Genomic DNA, 18565 nt, shown 5'->3' on the forward strand with positions numbered 1-18565 from the left:
CAGTGCGGATCCGCCACCGTATGCCGTCTATCAGCTGCCGACGCGTCCACACCTGCGGCCGGCCCGGCTTGATGCCCTGCGGCAGCAGCGGCTCACGCCGGGCCCACTGGCCGTTCGTCAGATCTCCACGTCCCACAAGACGTGATCATGAACGAACAAGATCCACTTTCGCAACAGACCCTAGGCCGTTTCCCGGTCGCGACCGGGAAACGAAAGCGGGCCGGCTCCCCCCACCCAGGGGGAGCCGGCCCTTTTCTTTCGCCTTGCGGTGGCACCGCCATGCAGCACCGCAGGACGTCGGGACCACGCGGCGGAGCCGCATGATGTCTCGTCGGAGGGGCTTCGGCCTAGCCGAAGCGGCCCGAGATGTAGTCCTCGGTCGCCTGGACGGACGGGTTCGAGAAGATCCGGTCCGTGTCGTCGATCTCGATGAGCTTGCCGGGCTGGCCGACCGCCGCGAGGTTGAAGAACGCGGTGCGGTCGGAGACGCGGGCGGCCTGCTGCATGTTGTGCGTCACGATGACGATCGTGAAGCGCTCCTTGAGCTCGCCGATCAGGTCCTCGATCGCGAGGGTGGAGATCGGGTCCAGGGCCGAGCAGGGCTCGTCCATCAGCAGGACCTCCGGCTCGACCGCGATGGCGCGGGCGATGCACAGACGCTGCTGCTGGCCGCCGGAGAGGCCGGAGCCCGGCTTGTTCAGGCGGTCCTTGACCTCGTTCCAGAGGTTCGCGCCCTTCAGGGACCGCTCCACGATCTCCGTGAGCTCGGACTTCCTGAAGCTGCCGTTCAGACGCAGGCCCGCCGCCACGTTGTCGAAGATCGACATGGTGGGGAAGGGGTTCGGACGCTGGAAGACCATGCCGACGGTGCGGCGGACCGCGACCGGGTCGACGCCGGCGCCGTACAGGTTCTCGTCGTCCAGGAGCACCTTGCCCTCGACGCGGCCGCCGGGGGTGACCTCGTGCATGCGGTTCAGGGTGCGCAGGAAGGTGGACTTGCCGCAGCCGGACGGGCCGATGAAGGCGGTCACGGAGCGGGGCTCCACGGTCATCGAGATGTCATCGATGGCCTTGTGGGCGCCGTAGAAGGCGGACAGTCCGCTGACGTCGATTCGCTTCGCCATGAGGGGTCACTTCGCTTTCAGGGGGTCGCGTCAGCGACCGGTCTTTGGGGCCTTCCAGCGGGCGATGCCGCGGGCCACCAGATTGAGGATCATGACGAAGGCGATCAGGACGAGCGCTGCGGCCCATGCCCGGTCGTAGGAGGCGTCACTGCCGACCTTGTACTGCTCCCAGATGTACAGCGGGAGCGAGGACTGAGCACCTTCGAAGGGGTTGCCGTTGATCAGCTGGGTACCGAAGACCAGCAGCATGATCGGCGCGGTCTCACCGGCGATGCGGGCGACGGCCAGCATGACGCCGGTCGCGATGCCGCCGATGGCGGTGGGGAGCACGACCTTGAGGATCACGCGCCACTTCGGCACACCGAGGGCGAGGGCGGCCTCGCGCAGCTCGTTCGGAACGAGCTTGAGCATCTCCTCGGTGGAGCGGACCACGACGGGCATCATCAGGATCGACAGGGCCATCGAGCCGGCGAAGCCGGACGGGCCGAAGCCGAGCGCCAGGTTCCAGGTCGTGAGGATGAACAGACCCGCGACGATGGAGGGGATGCCGGTCATGACGTCGACGAAGAAGGTCACGGCCTTGGCCAGCGCGCCCTTGCCGTACTCGACCAGGTAGACGGCGGTCAGCAGGCCGATCGGCGCCGCGATCAGGGCGGCCAGGGCGACCTGCTCGATGGTGCCGAGCAGCGCGTGGTAGACGCCGCCGCCCTGCTCGAAGCTGGTGACGCCGTTCATCGAGTGGCTGAGGAAGTCGCCGTCGAGGGCCTTGATGCCGCGGCTGACGGTGGTCCAGATCAGCGAGAGCAGCGGGATGACCGCGAGGACGAAGGAGACCCACACGAGGGAGGTCGCGATGCGGTCCTTGGCCTGGCGGCGGTTCTCGACGATCGCGCTGGAGACGTACGTGATCACGATGAACAGGATCGAGGCGATCAGGCCCCACTGGACCTTGCTGTGCAGGTCGGCGAGGGCGCCGATGCCGCAGCCGAGGGCGATCGAGAGAACCGCGGTGCCGGCCGGGGCCCAGCGGGGGAGGCCGCCTCGGGTCAGGCTGGCGGGAGCGGCGGACTTCGGGGCCCGGGCGGGCCGCTGGTCCTGGAGTGCGTGGCTCATCAGGCGTTCGCCCCCGAGAAGTCCTTGCGGCGAGCGATGATCAGGCGGGCTGCACCGTTGACCAGCAGGGTGAGCAGGAAGAGGACCAGACCGGAGGCGATCAGCGCGTCACGGCCGAACTCGTTGGCCTCGTCGAACTTCGCGGCGATGTTCTGCGCGAAGGTGCCGCCGCCCGGGTCCAGGATGTGGCCGTTGATCAGGAAGCTCGGGGAGAGGACGGTCGCGACGGCCATGGTCTCGCCGAGGGCGCGGCCGAGGCCGAGCATCGAGGCGGAGATGACGCCGGAGCGGCCGAAGGGCAGCACCGACATGCGGATGACCTCCCAGCGGGTCGCGCCGAGGGCCAGGGCGGCCTCCTCGTTCATGCGCGGGACCTGCAGGAAGACCTCGCGGCTGACGCTGGTCACGATCGGCAGGATCATGATCGCGAGCAGGATGCCGACGGTGAAGAGCGAGCGGGCGACGCCGACCTGGGTCTTGTCGAAGACGTAGGTCCAGCCCATGTACTCGTCGAGCCAGAGGTTGAGGCCTCCGAGCTGCGGGACCAGGAAGAGGGCGCCCCAGATGCCGTAGATGATCGACGGCACGGCGGCCAGCAGGTCGACCACGTACGCGAGGGGCGCGGCCAGCTTGCGCGGCGCGTAGTGCGAGATGAAGAGGGCGATGCCGACAGCGATCGGAACCGCGATGGCCATCGCGATGATCGAGCTGACGACGGTGCCGAAGAGCAGGACGGCGATGCCGAAGACGGGGGGCGTGGCGGACGCGTTCCAGTCGAAGGTGGTGAGGAAGTTGCCCTCGTTCTTCGACAGTGCGATCGAGGCACGGTAGGTGAGGAAGACGGCGATCGACGCCATGATCACCAGGAGCAGGATGCCGGAGCCCTTGGAGAGCCCGGCGAAGATCTTGTCACCGGCTCGGCCGGTGGACCTCGCGCTCTTGGAGACAGGCGGAGCCTGGTCTATCTGGGTGGGTGTGGTGGAAGCCATGATCTTTCCGGTCTGGGTGGGGGGCCTTGCCCCCTGGCGGCGGTGCACCGGATCCCCTGGGTGGAGGGGAGGGTCCTCGCGGGCCGGGCAGTTCGGACGGGAACTGCCCGGCACCGGAGGCTCAGTGATTAGGACAGCGACTTGACGACTTCGCGGACCTTGGTGTTGATCTCGGCCGGGATGGGCGCGTAGCCGTTCTCGGAGAGGACCTTCTGGCCCGCGTCCGAGGCGGTGTAGTTCAGGAAGGACTTGACGGTGGCGAGCGTCTCGGGCTTGTTGCCCTTGTCGCAGACGACCTCGTACGTCACCAGGACGATCGGGTAGGCACCCTCGGCCTTGGTGGTGTAGTCGAGCTTCAGCGCCAGGTCGGAGCCGGTGCCGGCGATCTTGGCGGCGGCGATGGCCTTGGAGGCGGACTCGGAGGAGGCCTTGACCGGGGCGGCGGCGCCCGTGTTCACGTCGACCGTCTTGATGCTCTGCGAGGAGGCGTAGGACAGCTCGAAGTAGCCGATCGCGCCGTCAACGGCCTTCACCTGGGAGGCGACACCGGCGGAGCCGGTCGCGCCCTGGCCACCGGGGGCCGGCCACTTCTTGGCGGCCTCGTACGTCCAGGCCTCGGGAGCGGCGGCCTTGAGGTACTTGCCCAGGTTCTCGGTGGTGCCCGAGTCCTCGGAGCGGTGGAAGGCCTGGATGGCGGTGGAGGGAAGCGTGACGCCGGGGTTCAGCTTCTTGATCGCCTCGTCGTCCCACTTCTTGATCTTGTCGTTGAAGATGTTGGCGATCGTGGGGGCGTCCAGGTTCAGCTTGTCCACGCCGGCGACGTTGAAGCCGAGGGCGATCGGGCCGCCGACCATGGGCAGGTTGATGCCCTGGCCGCCGGTGCAGATCTTCTTCGACTCCTCGACGGCGTCGGGCTTCAGCGCCGAGTCCGAGCCGGCGAAACCGACGGTGCCCTGGTTGAAGGCGACGATGCCCTCACCGGAGGAGGAGGACTTGTAGTTGACCTCGACGCCGGAGCAGGCGGCCATGTAGTTCTTGACCCACAGGTCCACGGCGTTCTTCTGGGCGGAGGAGCCGGAGGCAAGGAGCTTGCCCTTGGCGTCGTCGCACTTGACGTCGCCCGCGGCGGCGGCCGACGGCTTGCCGCTGGCGGCGCCGCCATCCTTCGTGTTGTTGTCCGAGCCGCACGCCGTGAGGACCAGGGCGCCGGACACGACAAGCGCCCCGAGGGCGGAGGCACGAAGCATGTTCTTGCGCTGAAGCTTCACTTTTCGGGTGTTCCTTCCAGAAGCCGCCGGCCGCTTTCTGTGTCGGGGCGGCGTGCGAAGAGGACTACGTCGGATGCACGGCGTGTCATTCGATCTGGTGGACGACGCGCTCCGTGCACCACTGAAATTAGGCAGATCAGGTGAAGCGGCCGACCGGGCCAAGTGAACGGACGGTGAACCGTGGCGGACGGCCTGGTGTGGATGGTCGGGTTTGCTCCGGAGTGTCATCCGCCGTTGTCCCGCCGTTACCGTTATGTGACCCCCGGACGGGGTGGTTCCCCGGGCCTGCGGCGGACCCGGGGATGGCCGAATCTTTTCGGTCGCTGCCCGGTCAGGGGGCGGCGACCGTCGCCGGTTGCCACAGGCCCTGGAACGTGGAGCGGGCCGCCTCCGCCTCGTGGCGCTGGTCGGCGTGGAGCACGCCCAGGGCGTACGCCGTCGCCGGGGCGATCCGCGGGGTGCGCGCCGCCGTCGCCGAGGCGGCTGCGGCCTCCGCGGCGTCGCGGTGGCGGTCCAGGGCCTCGCCGGCCGCCGCCAGCCGGGCCACGTCCTCGCCCAGGGTCTCCCGGGCGTAGCGGTGGACCCGCAGCAGCCGGCGCACCTCGTGCCAGGAGCCGTCGTGGTCGGCGTTGTACGTCTGGGACTCGGCGGCGTGCGGCAGCGCCGAGACGGCCGCCGCCAGCCGGGTGTGGGCCACCTCCGCCAGCGGGACCAGGACCTCGTCCACCCGCCCGCGGGCCGCGACCGGGTCCAGCGGCACCTCGGAGGCCAGTACGGCCACGGCGTCCGCGACCGCGTGGAACCGGGACGAGCCCAGCGCCTGGAGGGTCGCCGAGTGGGCGCGGGTCCGGGCCAGCGTGAGCTGCCGCTCCAGCAGGGCCCCGGCGCGCGCCGAGCCCACCGTCAGCGCGCCGGCGGCGCCCCGGGGCGCGGGCACCTCCGGGGAGCCCGACAGCCGGTGCAGCGCGTCCAGCAGCCGGGTCAGCCGGGCGGCGTAGGCGTGCTCGTCCGCCAGGGTCGAGGACAGCCACACCAGCTCGGTGCGCAGTCCGTCGGCCCAGGAGGACTCGGTCACCACCCGGAAGGTGGACAGGGATCCGCTGATGCGGCGCGCAGCCCCCCGCAGGCTGCGCGCCGCATCGCTGCCCTCCGCGGCGTCGGCCCCGCTCTCCTCGTGGAGGCGCAGCCCGCGCAGGAAGGCGGTGGCCTGGGCCCGCAGGTACGTGCCGAGCACGTCACCCGCGAACCCCTCTCCACGCGCTGTCAGGTCATGGTTTGGCAGAGCCACGCCGGCGCCTCCGGGCGTCTATGAGCATCTCCTGAACGTGCCGCAGCGGCTGGCCTTCGTGGTCCGTGCTGTGCCGGGTCCATTCGCCGTCCGGGCCCAGGTGCCAGGAGGAGGTGGCGTCGGACATGCCGGTCTCCAGCATCCGGTCCAGTGCCGCGCGGTGGGCCGGGTCGGCGACCCTGACCAGTGCCTCGATGCGGCGGTCGAGGTTGCGGTGCATCATGTCGGCGCTGCCGATCCACACCTCGGGCTCGCCGCCGTTGCCGAAGGCGAAGACCCGGGAGTGTTCCAGGAAGCGGCCGAGGATCGAGCGGACCCGGATGTTGTCCGAGAGCCCGGGGACCCCGGGGCGTACGGCACAGATGCCGCGGACCCAGATGTCGACGGGCACTCCCGCCTGGGAGGCCCGGTAGAGCGAGTCGATGAGGGCCTCGTCGACGATCGAGTTCATCTTGAGGCGCACGTACGCGGGGCGGCCGGCCCGGTGGTGGGCGGCCTCCTTGTCGATCCGCGCGATCAGGCCGTCGCGCAGCGAGCGCGGGGCCACCAGCAGGCGGCGGTAGGTCTCGCGGCGCGAGTAACCGGACAGCCGGTTGAAGAGGTCGGAGAGGTCCGCGCCGACCTGCGGGTCGGCGGTGAGCAGGCCGAGGTCCTCGTACAGGCGGGCGGTCTTGGGGTGGTAGTTGCCGGTGCCGACGTGGGAGTAGCGGCGCAGGGTGTCGCCCTCCTGGCGGACCACGAGGGACAGCTTGCAGTGGGTCTTCAGGCCCACCAGGCCGTACACGACGTGGCAGCCGGACTCCTCCAGCTTGCGGGCCCATTTGATGTTGGCCTGCTCGTCGAAGCGGGCCTTGATCTCGACGAGTACGAGGACCTGCTTGCCGGAGTCGGCGGCGTCGATCAGGGCGTCCACGATCGGGGAGTCGCCGGAGGTGCGGTACAGCGTCTGCTTGATCGCGAGGACGTCCGGGTCGGCGGCGGCCTGTTCCAGGAAGGCCTGCACCGAGGTGGAGAAGGAGTCGTACGGGTGGTGCAGCAGCACGTCCCGCTCGCGCAGCGCGGCGAAGATGTCGGGCGCGGACGCGGACTCGACCTCGGCGAGGTCGCGGTGGGTGCCGGCGACGAACTTGGGGTACTTCAGCTCGGGCCGGTCCAGGGAGGCGATGCCGAAGAGGCCGGTCAGGTCCAGCGGGCCGGGCAGCGGGTAGACCTCGGCGGCGGAGACGTTCAGCTCCTGCACGAGGAGGTCCAGGACGGCGGGGTCGATGGACTCCTCGACCTCCAGGCGCACCGGCGGGCCGAAGCGGCGCCGCATGAGCTCCTTCTCCAGGGCCTGGAGCAGGTTCTCCGCGTCGTCCTCCTCGACCTCCAGGTCCTCGTTGCGGGTCACCCGGAACATGTGGTGGTCCAGGACCTCCATGCCGGGGAAGAGCTCCTCCAGGTGCGCTGCGATGACGTCCTCGAGGGGGACGTAGCGCTGCGGGGAGGCCTCCAGGAAGCGCGAGAGCAGCGGCGGGACCTTGACGCGCGCGAAGTGGCGGTGGCCGCTGACGGGGTTGCGGACGACGACCGCGAGGTTCAGCGAGAGCCCCGAGATGTACGGGAACGGGTGCGCGGGGTCCACGGCCAGCGGGGTGAGCACCGGGAAGATCTGGTTGCGGAACAGGGTGAAGAGGCGGGCCTGCTCCTTCTCGGTGAGGTCCGGCCAGCGGATGAGGTGGATGCCCTCTTCGGCGAGCTGCGGGGAGATGTCCTGCTGGAAGCAGGCGGCGTGCCGGGCCATGAGCTCGCGCGAGCGGGTCCAGATCAGGTCCAGCACTTCGCGGGGCTGGAGGCCGGAGGCCGAACGGGTGGCGACGCCCGTCGCGATGCGCCGCTTGAGGCCGGCGACGCGGACCATGAAGAACTCGTCGAGGTTGCTCGCGAAGATCGCCAGGAAGTTGGCGCGCTCCAGGAGCGGGGTCGCCGGGTCCTCGGCCAGCTCCAGGACGCGCTCGTTGAAGGCCAGCCAGCTGCGCTCGCGGTCGAGGAAGCGCCCCGGGGGGAGCTCGTCGCCGTCCTTGTCGTCGTAGGCGTCCAGGTCGGCGTCGAGATCGGGCGCGAGGCCGGGCTCGAGGCCGGAGTGCGGGCGGTGCGCGGCTATGGAGCCGATCCGCGCGGGCTTGGCCGCCGGGCCGGGGGCGGCCGGGGCGGCGTCGGCAGACGTGTGAGACGGGTGCTGGGCGGGGACCTCGGTGGGGCCTGCGCTGGGCTGGGGGCTCATGACTCCATTGTTCCGCGCAGGGGGCAGGACAGGCGCGTCGGACGGGATCGCCGTCAGTCGGAGTCGGGGCTGCATGCGGGGAGAGTCGCAAGCGTGCATGAAGGTCCGGTGAATGCCGCATGGCTTCCAGGCTCCGGGTGGTGCACGAGTACGTCTTTTACGTCGTTTCCACGCCCGGAATGCACCGGCGCGTCCCCCGTGTCCCCCGCGTGCGCCCCGGGCGCGGGGCCCACCCGAAGGCGGGCCCTCGCTCTCCGTGCCCCGCGGGCGGCCCTCCGTGAGGGAGTCGCCGGTCGTCCGCCGGTCGTCCGCCGGTCGTCCGTCGGCGTTCCGTGAGGGCGCCATCCGTCTTCGGCGGGGGCCGCGTCAGCTTTCCGTGCGGTACATCAGGTCGACCTCGTGGGTGCTGAAGCCGAGGCCCTCGTACACGGCGAGGGCCGCCGGGTTGTCGGCGTCCACGTACAGCATCGCGGTGGGCAGGCCGGCCCCCGCGAGGTGGTTCAGGCCGACCGCGGTGAGGGCCTTGCCGAGGCCGCCGCCCTGGGCGCCGGGGCGGACGCCGAGCACGTAGACCTCCCCGAGGCGCTCCTCGGCGTGCACCTTCGTCCAGTGGAAGCCGATCAGCTCCCCGTCCCGCTCGGCGAGGAAGAAGCCCTTGGGGTCGAACCAGGGCTGCGCGATCCGGTCGTTCAGGTCCCGCTGCGTCAGCGAGCCCTGTTCGGGGTGGTGGGCGAAGGCGGCCGAGTTCACCGCGAGCCAGGCCGCGTCGTCCTGGCCGGGCACGAAGGTCCGTACGGTCACCCCGGCGGGCAGCGCCACCTCGGGCAGGGGCGGCCCGTCCGGGCCCAGCGGGCGGCGCAGCTGGCGCAGCTCCCGGAACAGGGTCAGGCCGAGCACCTGCGCGAGGTGGCGGGCGGCCGACTTGCCGCCGTGCGCCCACACCCGGATCCGCTTGCCCGAGGCGGCCAGCAGGGCCGAACCCAGCGCCCGCCCGTGCCCGCGCCCGCGCAGCGCGGGGTGGACGACGAGCTCGGCGGCGGGGGCCTCCACCGGATCGGTGTCCTCCAGCTGTCCGTATCCGGCGAGCCGGCCCTTCTCGGTGAGCAGGAAGTGCCGGATGCCCTCGCGGCGTCCGCCGCGCAGCTGGAGGCGGCCCTGCTCGGACACGGCGGTGGTGCCGTCCGTGCGCGCCGCGTCCTCGATGAGGGTGAGCACGGCGTCGGCCTGTTCCTCCGTCAGCTCGTCGAGGGTCTGGATCTGGCGTCCCGGCTCGAGGGCCGTTGCTGCGTCGTCAGTCATGCGTCGAGCCTACGACCGCGGCGGGCGCCCGCGGTGGTGTGCGTGCAGCGGACCGACGGTGAGCCGTCTTCTGCATGTAACCAGTCCGACACCCCTACCCCCTGTCGTGCTACGCGCGTTGACCATAGGCTGCCGCCGAACTCCCGAGTTTTACCGCTGTCCAAAAGGGGACTAAATGTCAGCGACGCCACAACGGCACCGCCGAACCCGCCGGTTGACCTTCGCCGCCATCGCCGTCACGGCCGGTGCCGGAGCGATGGTCGCGGCCGCACTGCCGGCCGGTGCCGCGAGTGGTGGCGGTGCCGGCAAGAGCCGCACCGTCGACGTGCAGATGCTGTCGTTCAACGACTTCCACGGCACGCTGGAGCCCCCGCAGGGCTCCTCCGGCACCGTGAGCGAGCGTCAGGCGGACGGCACCACCAAGGCGATACCCGCCGGTGGTGTCGAGTACCTGGCGACCAGCCTGCGCGAGGCCCGCAAGGGTCACGAGTACTCCGTCACGGCCGCGGCCGGTGACATGATCGGCGGCAGCCCGATGCTGTCCGGTCTCTTCCACGACGAGCCCACCGTCGAGGCACTGAACAAGCTGAAGCTCGACGTCAGCAGCGTCGGCAACCACGAGTTCGACGAGGGCAAGGCCGAGCTGCGCCGCATGGCGTACGGCGGCTGCCACCCGGTCGAGGGCTGCTTCGAGCCCGGCAAGGAGTACACGGGCGCCGAGTACAAGTACCTCGCGGCGAACGTCACGGACGAGAAGACCAAGCGTCCGATGCTGAACCCGACCTTCATCTGGCAGAAGGGGGACGTGAAGATCGGCTTCATCGGCGTCACCCTGGAGGGCACGCCGGACGTCGTCACCGCCGACGGGGTCAAGGGCCTGAAGTTCGGCGACGAGGTCGAGACGATCAACAAGTACGCCGCCGAGCTGAACAAGCAGGGCGTCAAGTCGATCGTCGCGCTCATCCACGAGGGCGGCCTGCCCGCCAACGGCGCCTACAACTACGACTGCGACTCCCCGGGCGCCGGCGCCGGCATCTCGGGCGCGATCGTGGACATCGCCAAGAACGTGGACCCGAAGGTCGACGCGCTGGTGACCGGCCACACGCACCAGGCCTACGCCTGCAACATCCCGGACCCGGCGGGCAACCCGCGCATGGTGACCTCGGCCGCCTCGTACGGCCGCGTGTTCACGGACACCACGCTCACGTACGACCGCCAGACCAAGGACATCGTCCGTACGGCGGCGCTCGCGCCGAAGCCGGTCAACAAGCTCGTCAGCCGGAACCAGCCCAAGGCCCCGGACATGACCGAGCTGATCACCCGCTGGAACGCGCTGGCCGCCCCGGTCGCGAGCCGTCCCATGGGCTACATCTCGGCCGACATCGCGGGCCGCGGCTCCGAGGCGCCCGAGAAGCCGCTCGGCGACATGATTGCCGACGCGCAGCTGGAGGCCACGGCCCCGGCCGCCAAGGGCGGCGCGCAGCTGGCCGTCATGAACCCGGGCGGCATCCGTGCCGACCTGGCGTACAAGGCCGCGGGCGGCGAGGGCGACGGCGTCGTGACGTACGGCGAGTCCTACACGGTCCAGCCGTTCAACAACCTGATGAACGTGGTGGACCTGACGGGCGCGCAGCTGATCACCGCGCTCCAGCAGCAGGTCAGCGGCCCGGTCAACGGCCCGAACCCGAAGATCCTGCAGGTCTCGAAGGGCTTCACGTACACCCTGGACATGACGAAGGCGGGCGCGGACCGCATCGTCGTCGACTCGGTGAAGCTGAACGGCGCGGCGATCGACCCCGCCAAGACCTACCGGGTCGCGATGAACGAGTTCCTCGCGGGCGGCGGTGACGGTTTCACCGTCCTGAAGGACCACAAGAACAAGCTGGTCGGCGTGCCCGACCTGGAGGCCTTCAACGCCTACCTGGCGAAGTCGACGGAGGCGGCCCCGCTCGCCCCGCCGGTGGCGGACCGCATCACGGTCGTCAAGTAACACCCGCGCGCGGCAAGCCCGAAGGGGCGGTGGGCCTTCCCGGCCCGCCGCCCCTTCGGCGTGTCCGCCCCGGACCCCCGTACCGGAGCGGAGCGGTCAGATGCCCGCGAGGAACTTCCGGACGGCCTCGTGGAACTCCTCGGGGTGGGTGAACGGCAGGAAGTGGTCCCCGTCCACAGGTGTGTACGAGGTCCCCGGCCGGCGCGCGACCATCGCGTCGGCCGTCTCCTGCGTGAGCGTCTGGCTGCGCGTGCCGTGGATCAGCAGCGCCGGGCAGTGGCTCCCGAGCCAGGTGTCCCAGTGGTCGCCGCGGCAGGCCTCGGCGGAGTCGGTCATGTCCTGCGGGTGGAACGGCAGCCGCCAGCCGCCGTCGGCGAGCGGGCGCAGTGCCTGCGCGACGAACTGCGAGCCCACCGGGCCGGCCGCGGCGAGGAGTTCCTCGCGGGTGGGGGCGGTGTACCGCATGTCGCGCAGGAAGCCGAAGAGGGCTCCCGCGGTGTCGGGTTCGACCGCCACGGTGGCGTCCACGTTGACGAGGGCCGCGACCCGGTCGGGGTGGGCGGCGGCCAGGTGGTAGGCGTTGAACCCGCCGAGGGAGTAGCCGAGGAGGGCCACGGGGGCGTCCAGGCCGAGGTGGTCGAGGAGGGCCACGGTGTCCGAGAGGTAGCCCGCGCGGTTGTAGTCGGGGGCCCGGTCGGAGTCGCCGTGGCCGCGCTGGTCGGGGGCGATGACCCGCCAGGCGTCGCCCAGGGCGTCGGCGAGGCCGGCGAAGGCGAGGCCCTCGGACATGCCTCCGTGCAGGGCGAGCAGCGGGCGTCCCGGGCCGCCGAAGTCCAGGTACGACAGCTCGCGGTCGTCGATCGTCAGCGTGTGGCGCATGGCTTTGCTCTCCCCTGTTGGTCATGCGGTGCCGGTCGGGTCCTGCGGTTCCGGTGCGGTACGGGTACGAGCCTGCCAGGATTTGGGCAAGTGCGCAATACGAATGTCTTGCGCGCTTGCCCAAAATCTGTCGCGGATACGATCCCGGCATGGGAAATCGCGAGGACCTGCTGGCCGGAGCGCGCCGCTGCCTGGAGGAGAAGGGCTACCTGCGCACGACCGTGCGCGACATCGCCTCGGCGTCGCAGGTGAGCATGGCCGCGATCGGCTACCACTTCGGCTCGCGCGAGGCCCTCCTCAACCTGGCCCTCTTCGCCGCCATGGAGGAGTGGGCCGCCGGGTCCGGCCGGCTCGCCGGCCAGGGCGCCAGCACCGCGGAGCGCTACGCCGACACCTGGGACCGCAAGATCCGCGACTTCGGCGACATGCGCTGGCTCTGGATGGCCTCCGTCGAGGCCTTCGTCCACGCCCAGTCCGCGCCCGAGCTGCTCGCCACCCTCGCCGAGAACCAGCGCCAGGCCCGCCGCATGGTGGCCGCGCAGCTGCGCGGGGTCCCCGAGGGCGCGGTCGCCGAGGAGGACGTACGGGCCCTCGGGTCGGTGCACATCGCGCTGCTGAGCGGGGTGATGGTGCAGGCGCTGACCGACCCGGAGCAGGCGCCGACCGGCCGGGAGCTCGCCCAAGGTCTGCGCGCCATGGCCGAGTTGCTCGAAAGCTAGGGGCTACCGAAGGGTAGTAAAGCCGCGTCCCGCACGCCAGAATCCCGGAGGCACCACCCCAGCGGAGGCTGGGAGTCCATCACCGGGTCGGCAAAGGGGCGGGCATGGCACTGGATCGTCGGGCATTTCTGGTCGGGGCACTGGCGGCGGGCGCCGGCGCGGCCGCGGTACTCGGAGCGGCGGGGCCGGCCAGCGCCCGTACGCTCGGCACGCAGGCCCTGTCCACCCAGGACTGGATGGCCGGACTCGGCGACGCGACCGCGCTCCAGCGGATGACGATCCCCGGCACCCACGACTCGGGCGCCACCAAGGGCGGGCTCTACGTCGCCTGCCAGAACACCTCGATCGCCCAGCAGCTCGACTCCGGGATCCGGTTCCTGGACGTCCGCTGCCGCGTCACCGGCGGCTCCTTCGCCATCCACCACGCGGCGTTCTTCCAGGACCTGATGTTCGGCGACGTCCTCGTCGCCTGCTGGAACTTCCTCGCCGCGCACCCCTCCGAGACCGTGCTGATGCGGCTCAAGCAGGAGTACTCCGAGGACAGCGACGCCACCTTCCGCGCCGTGTTCGACGACTACCTCGACAACCGGGGCTGGCGCCCGCTCTTCCGGATCGCGGATTCGCTGCCCACCCTCGGCCAGGCCAGGGGCAAGGTGGTCCTGCTCGCCGACAACGGCGGTCTGCCCGGCCTGCGCTACGGCGACGGCAACGTCTTCGACATCCAGGACGACTACAACACCGAGCCCTTCGCCAAGCGCGGCCGGATCGAGAACCAGTTCCGCAAGGCCGTCCAGCAGCCCGGGAAGCTGTTCGTGAACTACGTCAGCACCGCCGCCTACATGCCCCCGCGCTGGAACTCCGACCGGCTCAACCCGCAGGTGCACTCGTTCGTCGACGGCGGGGAGCTGGCCGGCCGGACCGGGCTCGGGATCGTCCCGATGGACTTCCCGAACACCCGCTCCGGACTGGTCGCCTCACTCATACGGCACAACTGACGGCTGCCGCGGCCGCTCCGGCGGCGGCGCCGGAGCGCCCGGGATGCGGAGCACCGCCTCCGTGCCCGGGCCGCCGCCCGGGGCCGCCCGCAGCTCGACGCTGCCGCCCGTGCGGCGCACCGTACGGTCCACGATCGACAGGCCCAGCCCGCTGCCGGGCAGGGCGCGGGCCGAGGAGGAGCGCCAGAACCGCTCGAACACGTGCGGCAGGTCCTCCGCCGGGATGCCGGGCCCGTGGTCGCGTACGGTCAGCTCGCCGGCCCGCAGCGCGACCTCGACCGTGCCGCCCGGCGGGCTGAACTTCACCGCGTTGTCCAGGACGTTGACCACCGCCCGCTCCAGCGCCGCCGCCTCGCCCCGCACGTACCAGGGCGCGATCTCGTCGGTGAAGTGCAGCTCGGGACCGCGCAGCCGGGCACGGGACAGCGCGCTCTGTGCGATCTCGTGCAGGGCCACCACCTCCAGCTTGGCGGGCGGGGCCGCGTCCGGGCGGGACAGCTCCTGCAGGTCCCCGATCAGCGCGGCCAGCTCCGTCATCTGCGCCTTGACCGAGGCCAGCAGTTCCTTGCGGTCCTCGGGCGGGATGGCGCGGCCGGTCTCCTCGCTGCGCGCGAGCAGCTCGATGTTGGTGCGCAGCGAGGTCAGGGGCGTGCGCAGCTCGTGCCCGGCGTCCGCGATCAGCTGGGCCTGCCGCTCCTGGGAGGAGGCGAGCGCCGCCGTCATGGAGTTGAAGGACCGCGACAGGCGGGCGATCTCGTCGTCGCCCTCGTCGGGGATGCGTACGGTCAGGTCCTCGGTCCGGGCGATGTGCTCGACGGCACCCGTGAGCTCGTCGACCGGCCGCAGCCCCGTACGGGCCACCCACAGGCCGGCGAGGCCCGCGCCGGCCACCCCGATCCCGGAGACCAGGATCAGCACCCAGGCCAGCGTGGACAGCGGCTTGTCGATGTCGGCCAGCGGCCGGGCCACCGAGACGGCGAAGACCGGGGCGCCGGGCTGGGTCCGCGCGGCGAAGGTGTAGACGCGCATCGCGACGCCGTTGTCGGTCGTCGCGTCGTGCAGCGCCTTGGCCTTGCGGCCCGCCGCGACCTGCTTGTCCGTATCGGTCACCGGCAGGTCGGTCTGCCCGCTCACCCAGCAGTGGCTGCCGTCCGAGGCGACGATCTGGACCGTGGCGTTCAGGTTCTCGGCGATGTCCTGCTGGGCCTGCGCCGGCGGGCGGGCCGGGCAGCCCTCGCGCAGCCGTTCCAGCACCTGCGCGGTCGGATTGGTGGACATCAGGGACTGGTTCAGCTGGTTGCCGAGCTGGGCCTGCACCATCACCCACGACACCGCGGACACGGTGGCCACGGCCAGGGCCACGGCCGTGGCGACCAGCAGGGCGATGCGGGAGCGCAGCGGGAGCGCGCGGAATCTGGCCGCCGGACTCACTCGAGCCCCCCGGAGTCGCCGGCCCCGGCGGCGCGAAGGACGTAGCCCACCCCGCGCACGGTGTGCACCAGGCGGGGCTCGCCCCCGGCCTCGGTCTTGCGGCGCAGGTACATGACGTACACGTCCAGGGAGTTGGAGCTGGGTTCGAAGTCGAAGCCCCAGACGGTCTTGAGGATCTGCTCGCGGGTCAGCACCTGGCGCGGGTGCGCCAGGAACATCTCCAGCAGTGTGAACTCGGTGCGGGTCAGCTCGACCTGGCGCCCGGAGCGGGTGACCTCGCGGGTGGCGAGGTCCATGCGCAGGTCGCCGAAGGCGAGGGCGTCCGTGTCGTCGGCGGCCCCGTCGCCGCCGGCCCGCGAGGCCGCGTACGAGCTGCGGCGCAGCAGGGCGCGGACGCGGGCGAACAGCTCGTCGAGCTCGAAGGGCTTGACGAGGTAGTCGTCGGCGCCCGCGTCCAGGCCCGTGACGCGGTCGCCGACGGTGTCGCGGGCGGTGAGCATCAGGATCGGGGTGGTGCTGCCGGAGGCGCGCAGCCGGCGGGCCGCCGTGAGGCCGTCCATCCGGGGCATCTGGATGTCGAGGACGATCAGGCCGGGGTCGTACGAGGCCGCCTTCTCGAGCGCGTCGAGCCCGTCGACGGCGGTCTGCACGGCGTACCCCTCGAAGGCGAGGCTGCGGCGCAGGGCCTCCCGCACGGCCGGTTCGTCGTCGACGACGAGGATGCGGTGTGGGTCGCCTTCGGCCGGATTCATCTTCGGTCCCCCAGGGGTGGTCGTGTTCGGTCGTACCAGGCTCGCACGGGACGCCCGGGCCGTTTAGAACGACGTCCCGAAGCCGTTGGTGCCGCTGTTGTCGCTGTTGCCGTTGCCTGCGTTGCCGCCGTTGCCCGCTCCGCCCGGGCCGCCCTTGCGGAGGGAGTCGAGGTCGGCCTTGACCGTGTTCACCGGGATGGCGAAGCCGAGGCCGACGCTGCCCGCGCCGGAGCTGTCGCCGGAGGGGGAGTAGATCGCGGAGGGCATGCCCACGATCTCGCCGTTCATGTTGACGAGGGCGCCGCCGGAGTTGCCCGGGTTGAGGGAGGCGTCCGTCTGGATGGCCTTGTACGAGGTGGTGTTCGACCCGGTGTTCCCGTTGAACTGCTGGCCGTCGTACGAGAACGGCCAGCTGCCGCCGCCGCGCTGGCGCTGGGGGGACTGCTGCTCGGACTTGGGGACGTTCACCTCGCGGTTCAGGGCGGAGACGATGCCGCTCGTGACCGTGCCGGTGAGGCGGTCGGGGGAGCCGATGGCGACGACCTGGTCGCCGACCTTGAGGTTGTCGGAGTTGCCCAGCTTGGCCGGCTTGAGGCCACTGGCGCCCTGGAGCTTGATGAGGGCGAGGTCCTTGTCGGGGTCGGTGCCGACGGTCTTGGCCGTGTACTTCTTGCCGTCGCTCATCGTCACCTGGATCTCGGTGGCGCCGTCGACGACGTGGTTGTTGGTGACGATCTCGCCGTCGGCGGTGACCACGACACCGGAGCCGGTGCCCTGGCCGGAGCCGGTGCGGGTGTCGATCCGCACGACGGAAGGGCTGACCTGCTCGGCGACGCCGGAGACGGTGCCGGTGCTGGACTGCGAGACGTTGGTGCCGCTGATGCCGCCGCCGCTGCGGTCCTGGCCGGCGAGCAGCTGCTGCACGCCGGCGGCGGTGCCGCCCCCGATCACGGCGGCGGCCAGCGCCACGGCCGCGAGCAGTGCGACGGGCCGCTTGGCCCGGGCCGCGTGCGCGGGGCCCCCGGAGGGCGCGGTGGGTACGGGAGCTGCCGGGGGCTGGTGCGCCTCGTGCCAGCCGGGCGCCGCCGGGGGCGGGTAGGCGGGCGGCGGCGGGTATGCCCCGCCGAGGGGCGCGCTCTGGGTCGGGCCGTTCTCCTGCGGGTACTCGCCGTCGCGGCGGAAGCTCTCGGTCATGATTCGACTCTGTCCCCGGATCATGAGAGCTTCCTGAGTCCCCCCTGAGAAGCCCGACAGAACCGCGTATGCCCGACATGAGCCCGCCTGCCTTGGGCCGCCGGGCGGGGTGGGGCATGCCGGCCGGGGCCGACGGACGGAGGCCGGCCGACGGAGGCCGGCGCAGCGGGCCGAAGCCCGGGGGCGCCCTGGCACCGAGCGGTGCGAGGAGCGCGTCGAAGAGAGGGTCAGCGGCAGCCGCAGGAGCGGCGGATGACCAGGGCCGACGGGAACTGCTTCAGGCGTTCGCGGCGGGAGCCGGCCACGCGCAGGGCGTCGTCCAGGACGAGGTCCACGGCCGCACGGGCCATCGCCGGGCGGTCCGAGGCGATCGTCGTCAGCGGCGGGTCCGTCAGGGCCGCCTCCTTGACGTCGTCGAAGCCGGCCACGGCCAGCTCCCCCGGCACGTCGATGCGCAGCTCGCGCGCCGCGCGCAGGACGCCGATCGCCTGGTCGTCCGTCGCGCAGAAGATGGCCGGCGGCCGGTCCGGGCCGGAGAGGACCTCCAGCGCCACCCGGTACGCGTCGTAGCGGTTGTACGGGGCCTCGAAGAGCCGGCCCTCGACGGAGCGGCCCGACTCCTGCATCGCCCGGCGCCAGCCCTCCACGTGGTCGGCCACGGGGTCGCCGACCGACGGGGTGTTCTCCACCCCGCCGATGCAGGCGACGTACTCGTGCCCGTGCTCCAGCAGGTGCCGGGTGGCGAGCTGCGCGCCGCCGATGTCGTCCGTGACGACCGCGACGTCGTCGATGGCCTCCGGCCGCTCGTGGAGGAGGACGACGCGCGCGTCCCACGCCTCGATCTCGGAGGCGGCGCGCTCGCTCATGCCCTGGCTGACCAGGATCAGGCCCGAGACCCGCATCCCGAGGAAGGCCCGCAGGTAGTGGACCTCGCGCTCGTCCCGGTAGTCGGAGTTCCCGACCAGGACCATCTTTCCGCGCTCGGCGGCGGCCTGCTCGACCGCGTGCGCCATCTCCGCGAAGAACGGCTGCCGGGCATCGGGGACGATCATGCCTATGAGGTCGGTGCGCCGCGACGCCATCGCCTGTGCGACCCGGTCCGGGCGGTAGCCCAGCTCCTTGATCGCGGCGAGTACACGCTCGCGCGTGGCCGGGGCGACCGGCCGGGGTCCGTTGTTGATGACGTAGCTCACGACGGCGGTAGACGTACCCGCAAGTCGTGCAACGTCATCCCGCGTCACCTTGGCCACGCTCGGGAGTC

Annotated in this window: 16 protein-coding genes; 3 read left to right on the top strand and 13 right to left on the bottom strand. The window is 71.4% G+C overall.

The genetic code is table 11. The annotated features are described in order from the left end of the window. From ACFXGI_RS32185 to mshD, 8 genes are all read right to left on the bottom strand, one after another. The coding region (locus ACFXGI_RS32185) for a transposase (protein ID WP_384714578.1) at positions 1-136 on the bottom strand (136 nt) is incomplete at its 3' end. A gap of 211 nt (positions 137-347) precedes the next feature. Then, positions 348-1124, bottom strand: coding sequence for a phosphate ABC transporter ATP-binding protein PstB (pstB, locus tag ACFXGI_RS32190; protein ID WP_384714419.1), 777 nt, complete (start codon positions 1122-1124; stop codon positions 348-350). A gap of 30 nt (positions 1125-1154) precedes the next feature. Beyond that, complete coding sequence (gene pstA / locus ACFXGI_RS32195) at positions 1155-2237, bottom strand: phosphate ABC transporter permease PstA (protein ID WP_384714422.1); 1083 nt, start codon at positions 2235-2237, stop codon at positions 1155-1157. Next, positions 2237-3226 (bottom strand): phosphate ABC transporter permease subunit PstC, encoded by a 990-nt coding sequence (gene pstC / locus ACFXGI_RS32200; protein ID WP_384714425.1) that lies wholly within the window; start codon positions 3224-3226, stop codon positions 2237-2239. The genes pstA and pstC overlap by 1 nt, the downstream gene beginning before the upstream one ends. A gap of 128 nt (positions 3227-3354) precedes the next feature. Continuing rightward, on the bottom strand, positions 3355-4494 hold the full coding sequence (gene pstS, locus ACFXGI_RS32205; RefSeq protein WP_384714428.1) for a phosphate ABC transporter substrate-binding protein PstS: 1140 nt from the start codon (positions 4492-4494) through the stop codon (positions 3355-3357). A 331-nt stretch (positions 4495-4825) separates the two neighbouring features. Further along, on the bottom strand, positions 4826-5782 hold the full coding sequence (locus ACFXGI_RS32210; RefSeq protein WP_384714431.1) for a CHAD domain-containing protein: 957 nt from the start codon (positions 5780-5782) through the stop codon (positions 4826-4828). After that, complete coding sequence (locus ACFXGI_RS32215; protein WP_384714434.1) at positions 5763-8045, bottom strand: RNA degradosome polyphosphate kinase; 2283 nt, start codon at positions 8043-8045, stop codon at positions 5763-5765. The genes ACFXGI_RS32210 and ACFXGI_RS32215 overlap by 20 nt, the downstream gene beginning before the upstream one ends. A 366-nt stretch (positions 8046-8411) precedes the next feature. After that, positions 8412-9344, bottom strand: a complete 933-nt coding sequence (gene mshD, locus ACFXGI_RS32220; RefSeq protein ID WP_384714437.1) for a mycothiol synthase — start codon at positions 9342-9344, stop codon at positions 8412-8414. A 175-nt stretch (positions 9345-9519) separates the two neighbouring features. Here mshD and ACFXGI_RS32225 point away from each other — a divergent pair, with 175 nt between their 5' ends. After that, entirely contained in the window at positions 9520-11334 is a 1815-nt protein-coding gene (locus tag ACFXGI_RS32225; protein WP_384714440.1) for a bifunctional metallophosphatase/5'-nucleotidase, read from the top strand. A gap of 96 nt (positions 11335-11430) precedes the next feature. Here the strand turns inward: ACFXGI_RS32225 and ACFXGI_RS32230 are convergent, their stop codons facing one another. Further along, complete coding sequence (locus ACFXGI_RS32230) at positions 11431-12213, bottom strand: alpha/beta fold hydrolase (RefSeq protein ID WP_384714443.1); 783 nt, start codon at positions 12211-12213, stop codon at positions 11431-11433. Between the two features lie 149 nt (positions 12214-12362). Between ACFXGI_RS32230 and ACFXGI_RS32235 the strand changes: the two genes are divergently transcribed. Both ACFXGI_RS32235 and ACFXGI_RS32240 read left to right on the top strand, forming a co-directional pair. Continuing rightward, positions 12363-12932, top strand: a complete 570-nt coding sequence (locus ACFXGI_RS32235; protein ID WP_384714445.1) for a TetR family transcriptional regulator — start codon at positions 12363-12365, stop codon at positions 12930-12932. Between the two features lie 104 nt (positions 12933-13036). Beyond that, positions 13037-13927 (top strand): phosphatidylinositol-specific phospholipase C, encoded by an 891-nt coding sequence (locus tag ACFXGI_RS32240; protein WP_384714448.1) that lies wholly within the window; start codon positions 13037-13039, stop codon positions 13925-13927. Here the strand turns inward: ACFXGI_RS32240 and ACFXGI_RS32245 are convergent. The 4 genes from ACFXGI_RS32245 to ACFXGI_RS32260 form a co-directional block, all read right to left on the bottom strand. After that, entirely contained in the window at positions 13907-15358 is a 1452-nt protein-coding gene (locus tag ACFXGI_RS32245) for a sensor histidine kinase (RefSeq protein ID WP_384714451.1), read from the bottom strand. The two genes, ACFXGI_RS32240 and ACFXGI_RS32245, sit on opposite strands and share 21 nt — an antisense overlap. Next, positions 15355-16110, bottom strand: coding sequence for a response regulator transcription factor (locus ACFXGI_RS32250; RefSeq protein ID WP_384714454.1), 756 nt, complete (start codon positions 16108-16110; stop codon positions 15355-15357). Before ACFXGI_RS32250 ends, ACFXGI_RS32245 begins: the two co-directional genes overlap by 4 nt. Before the next feature lie 63 nt (positions 16111-16173). After that, the gene (locus ACFXGI_RS32255; protein ID WP_384714457.1) at positions 16174-17304 is read right to left on the bottom strand and encodes a S1C family serine protease; all 1131 of its coding nucleotides are present in this window, start codon (positions 17302-17304) and stop codon (positions 16174-16176) included. Between the two features lie 227 nt (positions 17305-17531). Then, complete coding sequence (locus tag ACFXGI_RS32260; RefSeq protein WP_099891111.1) at positions 17532-18554, bottom strand: LacI family DNA-binding transcriptional regulator; 1023 nt, start codon at positions 18552-18554, stop codon at positions 17532-17534. Positions 18555-18565 lie beyond the last annotated feature (11 nt).

The sequence above is a fragment of the Streptomyces sp. NPDC059355 genome, from assembly GCF_042752335.1.
Taxonomy (GTDB): domain Bacteria; phylum Actinomycetota; class Actinomycetes; order Streptomycetales; family Streptomycetaceae; genus Streptomyces.